This window comes from Methylobacterium oxalidis (genome assembly GCF_007992195.1).
In the GTDB taxonomy this organism is placed as follows: domain Bacteria; phylum Pseudomonadota; class Alphaproteobacteria; order Rhizobiales; family Beijerinckiaceae; genus Methylobacterium; species Methylobacterium oxalidis.
This window is the reverse complement of the sequence record NZ_BJZU01000038.1, coordinates 1-15,615: the sequence shown is the minus strand read 5'-3', so window position 1 is coordinate 15,615 and position 15,615 is coordinate 1. Positions and strand designations below refer to the sequence as shown.

At 73.2% G+C, this 15,615-nt stretch carries 15 protein-coding genes; 4 read left to right on the top strand and 11 right to left on the bottom strand.

Annotated elements, in window-relative coordinates:
* Positions 1–22: 22 nt before the first annotated feature.
* From MOX02_RS10975 to MOX02_RS10960, 4 genes are all read right to left on the bottom strand, one after another.
* The gene (locus tag MOX02_RS10975; RefSeq protein ID WP_147025835.1) at positions 23–457 is read right to left on the bottom strand and encodes an NfeD family protein; all 435 of its coding nucleotides are present in this window, start codon (positions 455–457) and stop codon (positions 23–25) included.
* A 7-nt stretch (positions 458–464) separates the two neighbouring features.
* A complete protein-coding gene (locus tag MOX02_RS10970; RefSeq protein WP_147025834.1) occupies positions 465–1,448 on the bottom strand; it encodes an SPFH domain-containing protein in 984 nt (327 codons plus the stop codon).
* Between the two features lie 139 nt (positions 1,449–1,587).
* Positions 1,588–2,853, bottom strand: a complete 1,266-nt coding sequence (locus tag MOX02_RS10965; RefSeq protein ID WP_238179270.1) for a nuclease — start codon at positions 2,851–2,853, stop codon at positions 1,588–1,590.
* Between the two features lie 76 nt (positions 2,854–2,929).
* Positions 2,930–3,775 (bottom strand): hypothetical protein, encoded by an 846-nt coding sequence (locus MOX02_RS10960; protein ID WP_147025832.1) that lies wholly within the window; start codon positions 3,773–3,775, stop codon positions 2,930–2,932.
* Between the two features lie 555 nt (positions 3,776–4,330).
* On the opposite strand from MOX02_RS10960, the gene MOX02_RS10955 reads away from it, so the two are divergent.
* On the top strand, positions 4,331–5,272 hold the full coding sequence (locus MOX02_RS10955; RefSeq protein WP_147025831.1) for a lipid kinase: 942 nt from the start codon (positions 4,331–4,333) through the stop codon (positions 5,270–5,272).
* 18 nt (positions 5,273–5,290) lie between these two features.
* Positions 5,291–6,076 carry a TerC family protein gene (locus tag MOX02_RS10950; protein WP_147025830.1) on the top strand — a complete coding sequence of 262 codons (786 nt, stop codon included), beginning with the start codon at positions 5,291–5,293 and terminating at the stop codon, positions 6,074–6,076.
* Between the two features lie 31 nt (positions 6,077–6,107).
* Here MOX02_RS10950 and MOX02_RS10945 read toward each other — a convergent pair whose 3' ends face one another.
* From MOX02_RS10945 to MOX02_RS10915, 6 genes are all read right to left on the bottom strand, one after another.
* Entirely contained in the window at positions 6,108–8,309 is a 2,202-nt protein-coding gene (locus MOX02_RS10945; protein WP_147025829.1) for a TonB-dependent siderophore receptor, read from the bottom strand.
* Between the two features lie 202 nt (positions 8,310–8,511).
* Positions 8,512–9,399 (bottom strand): acid phosphatase, encoded by an 888-nt coding sequence (locus tag MOX02_RS10940; protein WP_147025828.1) that lies wholly within the window; start codon positions 9,397–9,399, stop codon positions 8,512–8,514.
* Positions 9,400–9,522: 123 nt separating this feature from the next.
* The gene (locus MOX02_RS10935; protein WP_147025827.1) at positions 9,523–10,398 is read right to left on the bottom strand and encodes an alpha/beta fold hydrolase; all 876 of its coding nucleotides are present in this window, start codon (positions 10,396–10,398) and stop codon (positions 9,523–9,525) included.
* Between the two features lie 125 nt (positions 10,399–10,523).
* Positions 10,524–11,366 (bottom strand): 2,3,4,5-tetrahydropyridine-2,6-dicarboxylate N-succinyltransferase, encoded by an 843-nt coding sequence (gene dapD, locus MOX02_RS10930; RefSeq protein ID WP_147025826.1) that lies wholly within the window; start codon positions 11,364–11,366, stop codon positions 10,524–10,526.
* Between the two features lie 147 nt (positions 11,367–11,513).
* Positions 11,514–11,966 (bottom strand): cyclic nucleotide-binding domain-containing protein, encoded by a 453-nt coding sequence (locus tag MOX02_RS10925; RefSeq protein WP_147025825.1) that lies wholly within the window; start codon positions 11,964–11,966, stop codon positions 11,514–11,516.
* Between the two features lie 116 nt (positions 11,967–12,082).
* A complete protein-coding gene (locus MOX02_RS10915) occupies positions 12,083–12,769 on the bottom strand; it encodes a response regulator transcription factor (protein WP_147025824.1) in 687 nt (228 codons plus the stop codon).
* Positions 12,770–13,077: 308 nt separating this feature from the next.
* Here MOX02_RS10915 and MOX02_RS10910 point away from each other — a divergent pair, with 308 nt between their 5' ends.
* Positions 13,078–13,620, top strand: coding sequence for a L,D-transpeptidase family protein (locus MOX02_RS10910; RefSeq protein ID WP_373866734.1), 543 nt, complete (start codon positions 13,078–13,080; stop codon positions 13,618–13,620).
* On the opposite strand, the gene MOX02_RS10905 is transcribed toward MOX02_RS10910, so the two are convergent.
* A complete protein-coding gene (locus MOX02_RS10905) occupies positions 13,621–14,931 on the bottom strand; it encodes an MFS transporter (protein WP_147025822.1) in 1,311 nt (436 codons plus the stop codon).
* Between the two features lie 136 nt (positions 14,932–15,067).
* Between MOX02_RS10905 and MOX02_RS10900 the strand changes: the two genes are divergently transcribed.
* On the top strand, positions 15,068–15,520 hold the full coding sequence (locus MOX02_RS10900) for a MarR family winged helix-turn-helix transcriptional regulator (RefSeq protein WP_147025821.1): 453 nt from the start codon (positions 15,068–15,070) through the stop codon (positions 15,518–15,520).
* Positions 15,521–15,615 lie beyond the last annotated feature (95 nt).

Here is a 15,615-nt window from a genome sequence, read left to right as displayed (position 1 = left end):
CGGGAGAGGTGGGGGACGGGTCTCAGGCCGGCGCCACGGTCAGCACCGTCCCGCTCATCCCCGTCACCCGCACCCGCGTGCCGGCCGGCAGGTCGGGGCCCGCGACCCGCCAGAGCGTGTCGTCGAACAGGATCGTGCCCGAGCCGCCGACGATCGCGGCCGTCAGCGTGCCCTCGCGCCCGATCAGGCCGCGATCCGCCCGGTTGAGGCTCGAGATCGGCCGCTTCGTGAGCCGGCTCGCGAGCGCCACGCTCGCCACCGCGAGCCCGGCGAAGACGAGGAGCTGCGCCTGCCAGGGCAGCGGCAGCAGGGCCGTCAGGATCCCGGTCAGGAGCGCGGCCAGCCCGAGCCAGACCAGGAACACGCCGGGCAGCGCGAGCTCCGTGCCCATCAGCAGGAGGCCGGCCAGGATCCAGATCCAGGTCGACCCGAGCTCGGCCGCGAGCTGGCTCAGCATCGTCCCCTCATCCCCTCTGGACGGGGCCCGTGCTCGGCGGCAGGCCCGAGCGGGGACGCGGCGGCGCCCCCTCCCCGAACACCGCCTTCGTGATCTCGCCGATGCCGCCGAGCGTGCCCGCGAGCGCGGCCGCCTCGATCGGCACCACCACCACGCGCTGATTCGGTGCCGTGGCGATGGCGCGCACCGCCTCCACGTACTTCTCGGCCACGAGGAAGTTCGCCGCCGCGAGGTCGCCCCTGGCGATCGCCTCGCTCACCATCGCGGTCGCCTTCGCCTCGGCCTCGGCGCCGCGCTCGCGGGCCTCGGCGTCGCGGAAGGCCGCCTCGCGCCGCCCCTCCGCCTCCAGGATCGCCGATTGCTTGCGCCCCTCGGCGCGCAGAATCTCGGCCTGGCGCTGCCCCTCCGCCTCCAGCACCGAGGCGCGCTTCTCGCGCTCCGCCTTCATCTGGCGGGCCATGGCGCCGGCGAGGTCGGCGGGCGGCACGATGTCCTTGATCTCGATGCGGGTCATCTTCACGCCCCAGGGCGAGGCGGCGGCGTCCATCACCCGCAGGAGGCGCTCGTTGATCTCGTCCCGGTGCGAGAGCAATTGGTCGAGATCCATCGAGCCGACCACGGTGCGGATGTTCGTCATGGTCAGCGTCATCATCGCGACCTCGAGGTTCGAGACCTCGTAGGAGGCGCGGGCCGGGTCGAGCACCTGGTAGAACACCACCGCGTCGATGGTGACGCCCGCGTTGTCGCGCGTGAACGCCTCCTGGCTCGGCACCTCGATGACCTGCTCCATGACGTTCACGCGCCGGCCGATCCGCTCGACGTAAGGGACGATCAGGCCGAGCCCGGCCTCGAGGTTGCGCGCGTAGCGCCCGAACCGCTCCACCGTGTAGACGTAGCCCTGCGGCACGATGTTGATGCCGATGGCCAGCGTGACAATGACGAGCACGGCGAGCGCCACCGCGACGGCGCTCAGGCCGATCGAGAGATCCATGCTCCGCTACCCCCGGGATGCCGCGGTTGTCGCGCGGCATTGAGGGGCAAGCTGGGCGGTCGCGCAAGGGGCAGTCGAACAGGGCAGTCGAACGGGGCAGTTGGACCGGGCTGCGTGAGCCGGGCTTCGGGACGGCCGCTCAGCGCTTCCAGACGCCGAGCCGCTCGCTGCGCGCGTGGTCCTCGGCGGCGACGAGGTCCGGCGTCGCCTCCGGCGAGGCCCGGCCGCCGCCGTTGAACAGCACCACCTCCGAGAGGTCGCGCCCGTCGACCTGGCAGAGCACGTTCTGGCTCCCCGACACCGGCTGGCAGGTGACCGAGCGGCCGGCGAGGTAGCGCGTCAGGTCCTCGGCCTGGCCGCCGCGCACCCACTCGACTCCGAACAGGCGCACCAGCTTGCCGCCGACCCGCAGGGTGGCGGTGTCGATCACCTCGGCGGGACCGCCGATCTCGTTCGGGTTGGCCGGGGCGGGCGGCGGCTCGCCCGCGGCAGCCCGCTCGGGCTCGGCGGGCGGGGTTGCGGGCGCTTGCGGGCCGGTCTGCGACGGGGCCGCGCCCGGCGCGGATTGCGGGCCGGCGGCGCCGCCCGCCCGGTCGGCGGGTGCCGCCCGCTCGGACGGCTCCTGGCGGCCCGTGACGAGGGCGGCGGCGCCGACCGCAAGGAGCACGGCGGCAAGGCCGCCCGCGAGGTAGCGGCGGCGGGCGGTGCCGTCGTCGGCGACGAACGCGTCACGGATCCGCTCCCGGGCCTGCCCGAGGCGCTCACGCCACGGCGCGCCCGCGGGCTCCGGCGCGGTGCCCGCGGTCGTGGGCGCGTCGGGGATCGGGTCACGGGCCGCCCGGCGGGCGTCGAGCCGCTCGCGGAGGGCGCCGAACGAGGTGCCGAGCCGGGCCGCGAGGGCCTTGCCGCGCGCGGAGGAGTTCGCGACGAGGGAGCGTGCCAGGACGGTCTGGGTCTCGACGAAGCGGGCCGTCGCGGCGCGAACGTCGGAGGCGCTCTCCGGCGCCCGCTCCAAGCGCTTGCCGGCACCCTTGCTGCCGCCACCTTTGCGCGCCGGCCGGAGCGCCTGCGGCTCGGAGGCGGGCTCGGGCGGCGGGTCGGGCAGGAACAGGGCGGGGTGGCGCCGCTTCAGCTCCGCGACGAGTTCCTCGAGGCTCAGCGGCTGGTCGGCGGGCGGGCCCGCCCCTTCCGCGGCCGGCTCGCGCAGGCGCGTCGCGCCGGTGCGCGGGTCGATGATCCGGTATCCCGCTGCCGAGGCGTCCGGCTCCGCGGCGGCCAGCGCCATCAGCTCCAGGGTGCGCAGCGCGACCGGCTGCGGGCGCGCGGCCTCGACCGCCGCCCGGATGCGCGCGCGCAGCCGCGCCCGCTCGTCGGCGGTGGGCTGGCTCGACGCGGTCTCTGGCACCGGGCGCTCGCTCAAAACCTCTGCGGCCTCCGTCAGACTCAACGCGGATCCTCGCTCATCGGCCCCCGGACGGCGCTCATGCGCCGCCCGTCGCGGCGGGCGCCGCGCTGAGGGCGGCGCCCCGGCGCAGGACGCGGCTCGATTCCGACACGATGGCCGGGCGGCCACCCGCGAAGCTCACCTCCAGGGTCAGGTCGGACAGGCCCTGCGAGAGCGCGCCCGTCGCCGGGTTCCGGGCCTGGAAGGCGAAGACGGCGCGCACGACGCAGGCCGCGGCCGGGCCGTTGCAGGCCGTGCGCATCGTGCCCGGCTGCAGCTCGTAGCGGCGGTCCGGCCAGCGCCGCGCGAAGCGCCGCTTCTCGGCCATCAGCGCGGGAAGCGACATCACGCGACCGTGAAAGCGCACCCGCTCGGCGTAGAAGCGGGGCGCGCTCGCCGCGATGCCCGGGCCGGTGCCCGAGACGCTGTCGATGTAGTCGTCGGTGAGCCGCTGGGCCGCGCCGGCCCAGTCGCCGAAGCGGCCGTCCGGCGCCGGAGGCGGACTCGCGGACGGCGGGGTCATGGCCGGCGAGTTCATGGCCGGCGGGTTCATGGCCGGCGCGTGGGGCGGCGTCTCCGCGAGGCGCCGCGCGGGAGCGCGGTGGGCATGCGCGCGCCGCCGCTCCGCCCGCTCGGTGCGTGCCGAGCGCCGCCGCTCGGCACGGCGGCGGGGCGCGGGCTCGGCGGCCTCCTCGGCCTCGGCCTGCGGAGGCGACGCCTGCGGCGCGGGGGGGGCGGGTTTCGGCGCGGCCGCCTCGGGCGCCGCCTTCGCGGCGGGCTTGCTCGGCGGGTCGACCCAGCCCGGCTGCGCGCCGGCCGGCCCGGCGCACAGGAGGGCGCCGAGGAGCGCGGCGGCGGAGACGGTGCGGAGGAGAGGGCGCATGCGGATCACCGGGTCGCGGGCCGACGGAGGCGGGTGGGCCTGGAGGCTTCCGCCGGCCGGGTCGCTCCCGAGTTCGGGATGAAACGCCGCCGGGCGCGCCGCAGGTTCCATGAGACGGGTTCCAGGGGCGTATCCATGGGGAGTGCCATGGGGGATCCCATGGGAGATGGTTCCACCGGACGGGCTCCGTCGGGGATCGGGGCCGCCCGCGGATGGCATGCCACGGGCCCGCCCGCCGGAGCAAGGCTCCCGCGACGCTCTGCCCGCTATCCCGCCAATCCCCCGCCCCCGACTCGCGGGATCGGGCCCCGCGGAACCCCGTTCCGCAGGCGCAGGCCCGCATTTCGGCGCGCCCTCGCCCTTGAGATCGTGGCGCGGGCAACCAAGTTCGTCGGCAACCCGGGTCCGGGCCCCTCTGACGGCCGAGGCGTCGGCCGTGATGTCGGACCTCTTCCCTGCCTTTGCGCTGACGCGGCGCGAATGCACCGGAGAGCTCTCCTTGGCTGCCCGTTCGAAACGTTCCGCGACCGCCGAGTCCCGCCGCGAGCCCCGCCGATGAGCGCGGCCGGCCCGCCCCGCCGGGCGCTTCTCCTCGCCAACCCCAAGGCCCGCAACGGCGGCGCCGCCCTCGACGAGATCCGGGCGATCCTGCGCGGCGGCGGCATCGAGCCCGTCGAGCCGCCCGAGAACCCGGATTGCAGCGACACGATCCGGCGACACGCGGGCGCCTGCGACCTCGTCATCCTGGGCGGGGGCGACGGCACCATGAACGCGGGCGCGGCGGGCCTCGTGGAGACCGGGCTGCCCCTCGGCATCCTGCCGCTCGGCACGGCCAACGACCTCGCCCGCTCGCTGGGCCTGCCCCTCGACCCGCCGGCGGCGGCCCGCCTCATCACGACGGTGCCGCCGCGCCCGGTCGATCTCGGCTGGGTCAACGGCCACTACTACTTCAACGTCGCGAGCGTCGGCTTCTCGGCGGAGCTCGCGGGCGACCTCACGGCGGAGTCGAAGAAGGCCTGGGGCACGCTCGGCTACGCGATCGCCGCGGTGCGGGTGCTGCGCCGGGTGCGGCCCTTCACGGTGACGATCGAGCACGACGGCACCGTCGAGAAGGTGACGACGATCCAGGTCTCGGTGGGCAACGGGCGCCACTACGGCGGCGGCATGACGGTGGAGGAGGGCGCGGCCGTCGACGACGGCCTGCTCGATTTCTACAGCCTGGAGATCGCGCACTGGTGGCGGCTCATCGCCCTGCTGCCGGCTCTGCGCCGGGGCACGCACGGGCAATCGAGCGACGTGCGCGCCTTCAAGACCACCGAGATCGTCCTGCGGACGAGGAAGCCCCGCCCCGTCAACACGGACGGCGAGCTCACCACCCGCACGCCCGCCCACTTCAAGGTGATGCCGGGCGCCCTGCGCATCTTCGCGCCGCCGCGCGCCGAGCGGCCCGGCGGGGACCCTGCCCCGGGCGGGGCCGGCCGCCTCCTCCCCCTCTAGCTCCGGATAGACCGCACCGTGGACAGCCTGCTCCAACTCGCGGCGGACCCCTCCGCCTGGGCCGCACTCGCCACCCTCATCGTGATGGAGGTGGTGCTGGGCATCGACAACCTGATCTTCATCTCGATCCTGACGAACAAGCTGCCGCCCGAGCACCAGACCAAGGCCCGCCGCATCGGTATCGGCCTCGCCCTGGTGCTGCGCCTCGGGCTCCTCGGCACCGTGGCCTACATCGTCCACCTGACCGAGCCGGTCTTCGAGATCCTCGGCAAGGCCATCTCCTGGCGCGACATGATCCTCATCGCCGGCGGCCTGTTCCTGCTCTGGAAGGCCACCAAGGAGATCCACGAGAGCGTCGACCCGCACCCGGAGGAGGAGCAATCCTCCGGCGCCTCGATGAGCTTCGCCTCGGCGATCGGGCAGATCCTGCTCCTCGACCTCGTCTTCTCGATCGACAGCATCATCACGGCGGTCGGCATGACGGACCACGTGCCGGTGATGATGATCGCCGTGATCGTCGCCGTGATCGTGATGCTGGTGGCGGCCGACCCGCTCTCGCGCTTCATCGCCGCCAACCCGACCGTGGTGATGCTGGCGCTCGGCTTCCTCATCATGATCGGCATGACGCTGATCGCCGAGGGGTTCGGCGCGCACGTGCCCAAGGGCTACATCTACACCGCCATGGCCTTCTCGGCGGGCGTGGAGGGCCTCAACATGCTGGCCCGGCGCCGCAAGCGGAAGAAGGCGGGGGGCAGCCCCGCCCCCGCCCAGGGCGTGCCGGTGCAGCGGCAGGCGAAGGCGTGACGCCCCGGCCCGCGGCTCAGGCCGCGGGCCCTCACCAGCGATAGATCAGGCTGCCGATCACGGTGGCGGGCGCGCCGCGGTAGCAGAAGCCCGCCTGGCAGTTCGTGTAGTCGCGGTCGAAGATGTTGAAGGCGTTCACCTGCGCCCGGAAGCCCTTGTACTTCGGGTCGAGCGCCGCGAAGTCGTAGGCAATCAGGGCGTCGAAGAGCGTGACGTAGGGGTTGCGCGCCGTGTTCTCGTCGTCGGCGAAGCTCGAGCTCGCGTAGCGGATGCCGCCGCCGATCTGCAGGCCGAACAGCGGCGAGGAGGGCGGGAAGGCGTAGGTGCCGAACACCTTGATGGTGTCGCCCGGGATGCCCGACAGGTAGTTGCCGTCGATCGGCTGCCCCGTCACCAGCGAGGTCTGGCTGACGAAATTGAAGTTCAGGTGCGTGTAGGCGAAGGTGAGGTTCGTGCCCGGCGCGAGGTTGGCGACCATCTCCGCCTCGAAGCCGCGGGAGCGCACCTCGCCGGTCGCCACCGTGAAGGCGAGGTTGTTCGGGTCCTGGCGCAGGATGCTGGTCTGGACGATGTCGAAGCCGGCGAAGCCCGCCGTGATGTTGGTGCCCGGCACGAGGTACTTCACGCCGGCCTCGATCTGATCGCCCGTGGCGGGCTTGAAGGCGCGCCCGCTCGCGTCCGCGCCGACCTGCGGCGTGAATGTGGTGGCGTAGCTCGCGTAAGGCACGAGGCCCGGCGCCAGGGTGTAGTTCAGGCCGACGCGGCCGGTGAAGGCGGTGTCGTTCTGGGTGGTGGAGGGTGCGAGCGCGGCCGGCGTCCCGCTCGCCGTCGTCTGCGAGACCCAGTCGTGCCGGCCCGTCAGCGTCAGGACGAAGCGGTCCCACTTCGCCTGCTCCTGCAGGTAGACGCCGATCTGGTCCTGCGACTGGCGCGCCGCGAGTGTCAGCACCGGCCGGGGAATGAACTGGCGCCCGTAGTTCCGGGTGGCGATGTCGAGGTCCGGCGCCGTGCCGAAGCCGCCCACACGGTCCCAGTCGAAGTGCAGGTAGTCGACGCCGGCGAGGAGGGTGTGGGCCACCGGCCCGGTCTGGACGTGGCCCTCGATCTGGTTGTCGAGCGCGACCGAGTGCAGGTTCTCGATGAACAGGCCCGTCGAGCGCTGCGCCGAGAGCCCGGTGATGGAATCGATCTGGACGTAGGGGAAGTCGCCGTTGACGCCGTAGTAGCGGAAGTTCTGGCGGAAGATCAGGTCCGGCGAGAAGACGTGCTCGAAGGCGTAGCCGACCCGGTACTGCTGCTGCGTGAAGGCGTTGAAGGCCCCGTCGCCCTGGTAGAGGCGCGACACCCGGAAGTTCGGGAAATTGTAGAAGGCCGAGGTGCCGGGCAGCTTCGAGTTCTGGAACTCGGTGAGCAGCGTGAAGGTGGTGTCGGCGGAGGGCTTCCAGGTGAAGGCCGGCGCGATGTTGAAGCGGTCGTCGGTGGCGCCGGGCAGGAAGGTGTTGGACTGGCGCACCACGCCGGTGAGCCGGTAGGCCATCGTGCCGTCCGAGCCCTCGACCGGGCCGCCGATGTCGAAATTGCCCTGGAAGCGGTCGTAGTTGCCGGCCTGGAACCAGAGCTCGCCGAAGCGGGCGAAGACCGGCCGCTTCGTCGTCACGTCCACGATGCCGCCCGGCGAGCCGAGGCCGTAGAGCCCCGAGGCCGGGCCGCGCAGGATGGTGTGGGCCTCCGTGCCGTAGGGCTCGATGCGCGGCACCGCGAGGCCGACCGCGGACTGGCGCAGGCCGTCGCGGAAGACGCCGTCGTAGGTCGCCGAGAAGCCGCGGATGTAGAAGGCGTCGAAACGCGGGTCGAAGCCGAACACGTCGGTCGAGGTGCCCGGCGCGTAGGCCAGGGCCTGGTTCAAGTCCTGCACGTTGCGGTCGTTGAGCTGCTCGCGGGTGATCACCGTCACGGATTGCGGCGTCTCGAGCAGCGGCGTGTTGGTCTTCGTCGCGGTGGGGCTCGCCTTCGCCGTGTAGCCGACGACGCCGCTCGGGCCGCCGCCCCCGCCGCTCGTCACGGCCCCGTTGCCGAGCCCGGGGCCGGGCTGCGGCGTGCCGCTGCCCTCCACCGAGATCTGGTCGAGCTGCACGCTGCGCTCCTGCGCGGCCGCCGGGCCGGCGAGGTGCAGGGCGAGCGGCGCGAGCGCCACCGTCGCGGCGAGACGGGAGGGAAGAGCGAGAGCACGCATCGGCAAGACCCCGAAAATCGCGCGTTGTCCGCGCTGTCGGGTGACACTTGCCTGCTCAAGCTTAGCCGATCAAGACAAAAAGATGAGTCTCTCTATAGACTTAGAATATTTCAAATCTGCACACGGACGATTCTTGGATGATCTGCGAAGGCTCGGGCGCCCCGGCTCCGCCCGCCGGCATTCTCCCCGGATCGAGCCGATCCTACAGCTCGGGCATCCGCGTGGCCGTCTCCTCGCGGGCGCAGGCGGCCGGGTCCGGCGCCGGGCCGCCGCCCGCCAGCGCCTTGCCGAGATCGGCCCGAGCCCGGTCGAGATCGGCCCGGAAGGCCGCGTTGGCCTGCAGCGCGGCGACGATCGCCGCCCCGTTGGTGCGGCCGGCCTCGACGTCGCTCATCCAGTGCACGCCGCAGATGACCCGGCTCTCGCCGTAGGCGCGGCCGCGCACGAGGATCGCGCTCGCCTTCTCGGGCACCAGCGAAGCCATGATCAGGGCATAGGCCCAGCCCTGCGAGGCGTGGCCGGAGGGGTAGCTGTAGCTGTCGGCGAGCTGCTGGCTCCGCTGCACGCAGATCGGCGCCTCGTTGCCGACGAAGGGCCGCAGGCGCCGGTAATGCAGCTTCGGGGAGCGGGTACCGCGGGCGATGTCGAGGCGGGCCCGCTCCAGGAGCGTCATCAGCGCGGGCACCCGGGCCTGGTCGAGGCGGGTGCCGAGGACGCAGGCGAAGTTGTCGAGGATCGCGGGGGCGCCCTCCGCGACGTCCGAGGCGGCGAGCTCCCAGCGGGTCGTGCCCTTGAGCGCCCGGGTGGCGTTGAAGGCGGCCTTGTCCGCGGCCTCGGCGGCCGAGTGGCTGGCGGGCGGGGGCGGCAGGATCGCCACCGTGTCCGGCATCATCCCCTCGGCGAGGTAGGGCTGGTGGGCCGGCTGCTGCGGCTTCAGCGTGTCGGCACCGACCGAGGGGGCCGCCTTCTGCGCGGGCTTCTCTCCCGGCCTCTCCTGAGTGGGCCTCTCCTGCGCGAGCGCGGGAGCCGCGGCGGTCACCGCGGGAACCAGCAGGGCGAGGGCGGCGAGAGGCGGCAGCAGGCGGGGCATCGGTGGACCTTGGAGCGCGGAAGTCTTGGTGAAAGGCTTGGCGTAAGGCTTGGCGTAAGAGGTACCTGGGACGGCGGGGTGCGGGGTAGGGGGCTCGGTGACGCTGGCGTGACGCCGCGCGCCTCAGGCGGCGGCACGGATCGCGGCGGCGACCTCGCCGGCATATTCCTCGTGGGGGCTGAGCGCGCCCGGCACCGTCACCTTGACGACGCGGCCGGTGGCGACGAGGGCGTCCATCTCGGCTCCCGAGCGCCGGGGCGCCCGCTCCGGGCGCAGCACCCGCACGGGCGGGAGCCTGCCCTCGAACAGGGCCAAGAAATCCTCGCGGGTCTCGACCGGGTCCAGGGCGCCGGTGACGAAGGCCGCCGTGCCGAAGCGTCCGCCCGGCTGGCGGGTGATGGCGTGCTTGTCGGCGATCACGCCCGGCGTCACGTGGGCCGGATCGGCGTAGACGTGGGCGCGCATCATGCGGCGGATCACCGGCGGGCTGATGTTGATGCGGTAGAGCACGTCGCCGAGGAACGGCGTCTCGACGAGGCGGCGCAGGCTCCGGAACAGGCCGCGCCGCTCCGGGCCCATCACGGTGGGCAGGGGGCCGCGCCAGGTCGGCGCCACGAGGATCAGGCGGCGGAACCGGTCCGGGTGGCGGCGCGCCGCGGCCACGAGGTAGGGGGCGGCGTGGCCCGCCGCGATCCCGAGGGCGTAGGGGCCGGGCAGGGCGGCGAGCAGCGCGTCGAGGAAGGCGTGGAAGGTGTCGGGCCGCAGCGGCAGCCGCGCCCGCGGCTGGTCGCCGAAGCCCGGCCAGTCCGGGATCAGGCAGCGGAACTCGTGCCCGAGATCCTTGGCGAGCGCCCGCATCTCGGCGCGGGCCGAGATCGAGGAGAGGGCGGGCAGCAGCAGCGCCTCGGGCCCGTGCCCCACCACGTCGCAGGGCGTCGGAACCCGCCGTCCCGCCACGTCGAGGGACAGGGTACGGGTGGCGTGCGCCGGCTCGACCATCTCTCGCGCGTCCCCTCGCTCGGGCCTTCCGCCGGGCGCCCCGCCGAATCGGCGCGGGCGGCCCGGTCCGGTGAGATGTAGCGTGTTTCGCCGGGTCCGGCCGCGCGACACGTCGCGCGCCGGCCTCAGGTGCGCAGAAGCTCGTTGATGCCGGTCTTGGCGCGCGTGCCCGCGTCGACGCGCTTCACGATCACGACGCAGTAGAGGCTCGGGCCGGGGCTGCCGTCCGGCAGGGGCTTGCCGGGGGTCGTGCCGGAGACCACCACGGAGTAGGGCGGCACGCGGCCGTAGAAGACCTCGCCGGTGGTCCGGTCGATGATCTTGGTCGAGGCGCCGATGTAGACGCCCATGGAGAGCACGCTGCCCTCGCCGATGATCACGCCCTCGGCCACCTCGGCGCGGGCGCCGACGAAGCAGTTGTCCTCGATGATCACGGGGTTGGCCTGCAGCGGCTCCAGCACGCCCGCGATGCCGGCGCCGCCCGAGATGTGGCAGTTCTCGCCGACCTGCGCGCAGGAGCCGATGGTCACCCAGGTGTCGACCATGGTGCCCTTGCCTACATGGGCGCCGAGATTGATGAAGGAGGGCATCAGCACCGCGCCCGGCGCGATGTAGGAGCCGCGGCGCACGAAGCAGCCGGGCACCGCCCGGAAGCCCGCCTGCCGGAAGGCGGCCTCGTCCCAGCCCTCGAACTTCGAGGGCACCTTGTCCCACCAGGGCCCGCCGCCGGGGCCGCCGGCGATCGGCGCCATGTCGTTGAGGCGGAAGGAGAGCAGCACCGCCTTCTTGAGCCACTGGTTGACCTGCCAGGCGTCCCCGACCTTCTCGGCGACCCGCGCCCTGCCGGAATCGAGCAGCGCCAGCGCCTCGTCCACCGCCTCGCGCACGGGGCCGCGCGTGCCCGTGTCGATGCCCGCGCGCTCTTCCCAGGCGGCTTCGATGGTGGTCGCGAGGTCGGCGTGGGACATGGGGGCGGTCTCGATCGGGTGAGGGGCCTCGGGCGCGGGCTTCCTGGGGAGGCCGCGGCGATGCCGGCTGCTTACAAAAGCGCGCCCGCCCTGTCACCTCGGCGCCGCCCGGCCCTGAGCGCGCCCGCAGCCTAGAGCGCCCGCAGCCTAGAGCGCGTCGAAGCTCCGGCGCACGCGCTCGAGCCCCTGCGTCAGGCCCGCCAGATCCTCGGCCAGCGTGTCCTGGATCGCCGCCGCGGCGTCGGGGAACTCCTCCAGCACGCGCCGCATCAGGGTGGGGGTGATGCGCATGACCTCTGAGGGCGCCGTGGCGCGGGCGTCCGCCGGCCGCTCGCCGCGCAGGAACAGGGCGAGCTGGCCGATCAGCGCGGAGCGCCCGGCCGTCACCGGCTCGCCGCCGGGCCGGCGCGGCGCCAGCTCGATCGTGCCCGACATCACCACGAAGCCGCCGTCGGCCGCCTCGCCCCGGGCGAAGAGCAGGTCGCCCCGGCCGAGGCTGCGCCGCTCGGCCGCGAAGGTGAGGAGGCGCAGGGCGTCGCGCCCCATCAGGCCGAACAGGGGGGCGCCGGCGAGGATCGCGATGTCGTCGTCGAGCCCCAACCCGCAGCCCCCGCTCCCGAGCGGCCCGCCCCGAGCCCCTGCCCGGCGCCGCCGCGAGGCTGTTTAGCCGAAGGTTGCGGCGCGCACCACGCCGGCCGGCGCCCCGGTCCCGTACCTCAGGGCAGCAGCTTGTAGCCGCCGGCCTCCGTCACCAGGATCGCGGCGGTGGCCGGGTTCGGCTCGATCTTCTGGCGCAGGCGGTAGATGTGCGTCTCGAGCGTGTGGGTGGTGACGTGGGCGTTGTAGCCCCAGACCTCGGCGAGCAGCGTGTCGCGGCCCACCACCTCGCGCCCGGCCCGGTAGAGGAATCGCAGGATCGCGGTCTCCTTCTCGGTGAGCTTCAGCTTGGAGCCGCGCTCGCCGACCAGCAGCTTGGCGCCCGGCCGGAACGTGTAGGGGCCGATCTGGAAGATGGCGTCCTCGCTCGCCTCGTGCTGGCGCAGATGCGCCCGGATGCGGGCGAGCAGCACCGCGAACTTGAAGGGCTTCGTCACGTAGTCGTTGGCGCCGGCCTCCAGCCCCTCGACCGTGTCCTCCTCCGAGTCCTGGGCGGTCAGCATCACCACGGGGCCGCGGTAGCCGTTGCGGCGCATCACCCGCACGGCCTCGCGCCCGTCGAGGTCGGGCAGGCCGACATCCATCACCGCGAGGTCGATCCGGTCCTCGGCGACCCGGCTGATCGCGCCCGCGGCGTCGCCCTCGCTCACCACGACGAACTCGTCGTAGAGATCGAGCTGCTCGGTGAGCGTCTCGCGCAACGTCGCGTCGTCGTCGCAGATCAGGAGGCGATGGGGGTTCGGCATCGTCCGTGGGACTCTTCCAACAGGCATGTCCGAGGCCGGATGCTGCGCGGCCGTTCAGCGGATCATCGGGGGATACGGAGCGGCGCAGGGCGGCAGGAATAGGGCGGACTCGGACGCCCGGACGATCCGGGCATACGCACCAAAATAATGCGGTTTCGGCGGCTGGGAATTGGTTTGCGCACAATTATACAGCATTTTCCGCAATCCGGACAGGCGGACCGCCGCGAGGAGCTCACTTTGCCGACTGACCTGATCGCGCGCCGGCGTCGCGCCCGAGAAACCGTCCGAGAAACCGTCCGAGCGGTATGATGGACCTACGACGGACGACCCTGGCACGCCTGCGCGTGCGGCCAATCATCGGCGACCCCGCGCGCGGCCACCTCATCGCGGGGCTCGCGATCATTCCCTGCGCCCTCGGCCGCTCCGGCCTGACCCGCGCCAAGCGCGAGGGGGACGGCGCCTCGCCGCGCGCCTGCCTGCGCCTGCGCGGCGGCTTTTACCGGCCGGACCATTTCGGCGCGCGGCCGCGCACGAACCTGACGCTGAGGCCGACGCGGCGGCGGGACGGCTGGTGCGACGACCCGAAGGACCGACGGTACAACCGGCCGATCCGGCTGCCGGCTCCCGGGGTCAGCGCGGAGGAGCTCTGGCGGGGCGACGGCCTCTACGACCTCGTGGTCGATCTCGACTGGAACCGCGGCCCGATCCGTCCAGGGCGCGGCTCGGCGATCTTCCTGCACGTAGCCCGGCCGGGCTACCTGCCGACCGAGGGCTGCGTCGCCCTCACGCGCCAGGACCTCGTACGCCTCGTTCGGCGACTCGGGCCCCGGACCCGCCTGCGGATCGGCTGATCACTTAGCCGGCACAGCAGCGGGCAGGGCGGACGGCTCCGCACGGGGTCGGCCGATCATGAGGATCAGGGCGGCGCCGATGATACAGAGAGCGCCGGCCGCGAAGAAAGCCGGCAAATAACTTGCCAGCTCGGAGCGGGAGAGACCGGCCCCGTAGGCGGCCGCGGCGGCGCCGAGCTGGTGGCCCGCGAAGACCCAGCCGAAGACGAGGTTGGCGCGGGCCCGTCCGAACCGGGCCGCCGTCAGCTTCACGGTCGGCGGCACGGTGGCGATCCAGTCGAGGCCGTAGAAGACCGCGAAGAGCGACAGCCCGGCGAAGGTGAAGTCCGTGAAGGGCAGGGCGATGAGCGAGAGCCCGCGCAGGCCGTAGTACCAGAACAACAACCAGCGGTTGTCGTAGCGGTCGGACAGCCAGCCCGAGGCCACCGTCCCGACGAAGTCGAACACGCCCATGGCCGCGAGCACGCTCGCCGCCTCGACGGGGCGCAGCCCGAAATCGGCGCAGAGGGGCACGAAATGGGTCTGGATCAGCCCGTTGGTGCTCGCCCCGCAGATGAAGAAGGTGGCGAACAGGATCCAGAAGACGCGGGTCCGCGCCGCCTCCCGCAGGGCCTCGAGCGGACCGGTGGACGCAACCGGGACGGGCGCGCCGCCAGGAGCCGGCGCGGTCTCGCCGTAGGGCAGGAGGCCGATCTCCTCAGGGCTGTCGCGCATCAGGAGGAACACGCCGAGGCCCGCGAGCGCCAGCAGGCCGCAGATCAGGACGAGCGCGGTGCGCCAACCCTGCGCCTCCGTGAGGCCCGCCAGCACGGGCAGCACGATGAGCTGGCCGGTGGCCGAGCTCGCGGTGAGAAGGCCGACCACGAGGCCGCGGCGCTTGGCGAACCAGCGCGTCGCCACCGTCGCGCCGAGCACGAGGGCGGTGAGCCCCGTGCCGAGGCCGACGCCGACGCCCCAGAGCAGCACCAGCTGCCAGAGCCGGTCCATGGCCAGCGAGGCCGCGAGGCTCGCGCCGATGAGACCGAGCGCGATCAGCACGATCCGGCGCGGCCCGTAGCGGTTCATCAGCGCGGCGGCGAAGGGGCCCATCAGCCCGAACAGCACGAGGCGCAGGGCGAGCGCCGAGGAGATCTCGGCGGTGCTCCAGCCGAATTCCTGCTGGAGCGGCAGGATCAGCACGCCGGGCGCGCCCACCGCACCCGCGGTCACCAGCATGGTCAGGAAGGTCACGGCGGCGACGGCCCAGCCGTAATGGAGGCCGCGCGCGGCGAAGAGGCTGGGCACGGCCCGGGCCGGACTGCCACCTGTCATTGATCGGTGCCTTCGAGTGTGGTCCGGTCGGTGCGATCGTCGCACCGAGGAATTACATGCATATGCACTCTTTACTCGGCTCTGCCAATCGGTCACGACGCGACCCGTGACAACGGTGCAATTCGAGGTTGCGTAAATGGAAGGTCACCCGACGCTCACGCCCTGCCACTGCCTCGCGGTCCGGCAGGCTGCGCGCCACGTCACGCAGTTGTACGACCGGCATCTGGCCGCGTCGGGGCTGCGGGCGACGCAGTTCGCCCTGCTCTCGACGCTCGACCGGATGGGATCCCTCGCGGTGCACGAGCTCGCCGGCCACCTCGTGATGGACCGGACCGCGACCGGGCGCGCCCTGCGCCCGTTGGAGCGCGACGGCCTCATCGCCATCGGGGCAGGGCGGGACGCGCGCACGCGCGCGCTGAGCCTCACTCCGGCGGGACGGGAACGGCTCGAGGCGGCGCGCCCGCTCTGGCAGCGGGCCCAGGCCGCGTTCCGGACGGAATACGGCGAGGCCGACGCGCTGGCCCTGCAGCGCGCGCTCGGTCGCGTGATCGGGCGCAGGCCCGTGCCGGAGGAGGGCGCGGCGGCCTGAGGCGGGCCCTCCGCGTCCGTGCTTGGCGCATGCCCGTTCCTTTCCCGTCCGGGAGAGGAGGTGCAGGTTTGTCCGGAAACGTCGCACCCCTCACC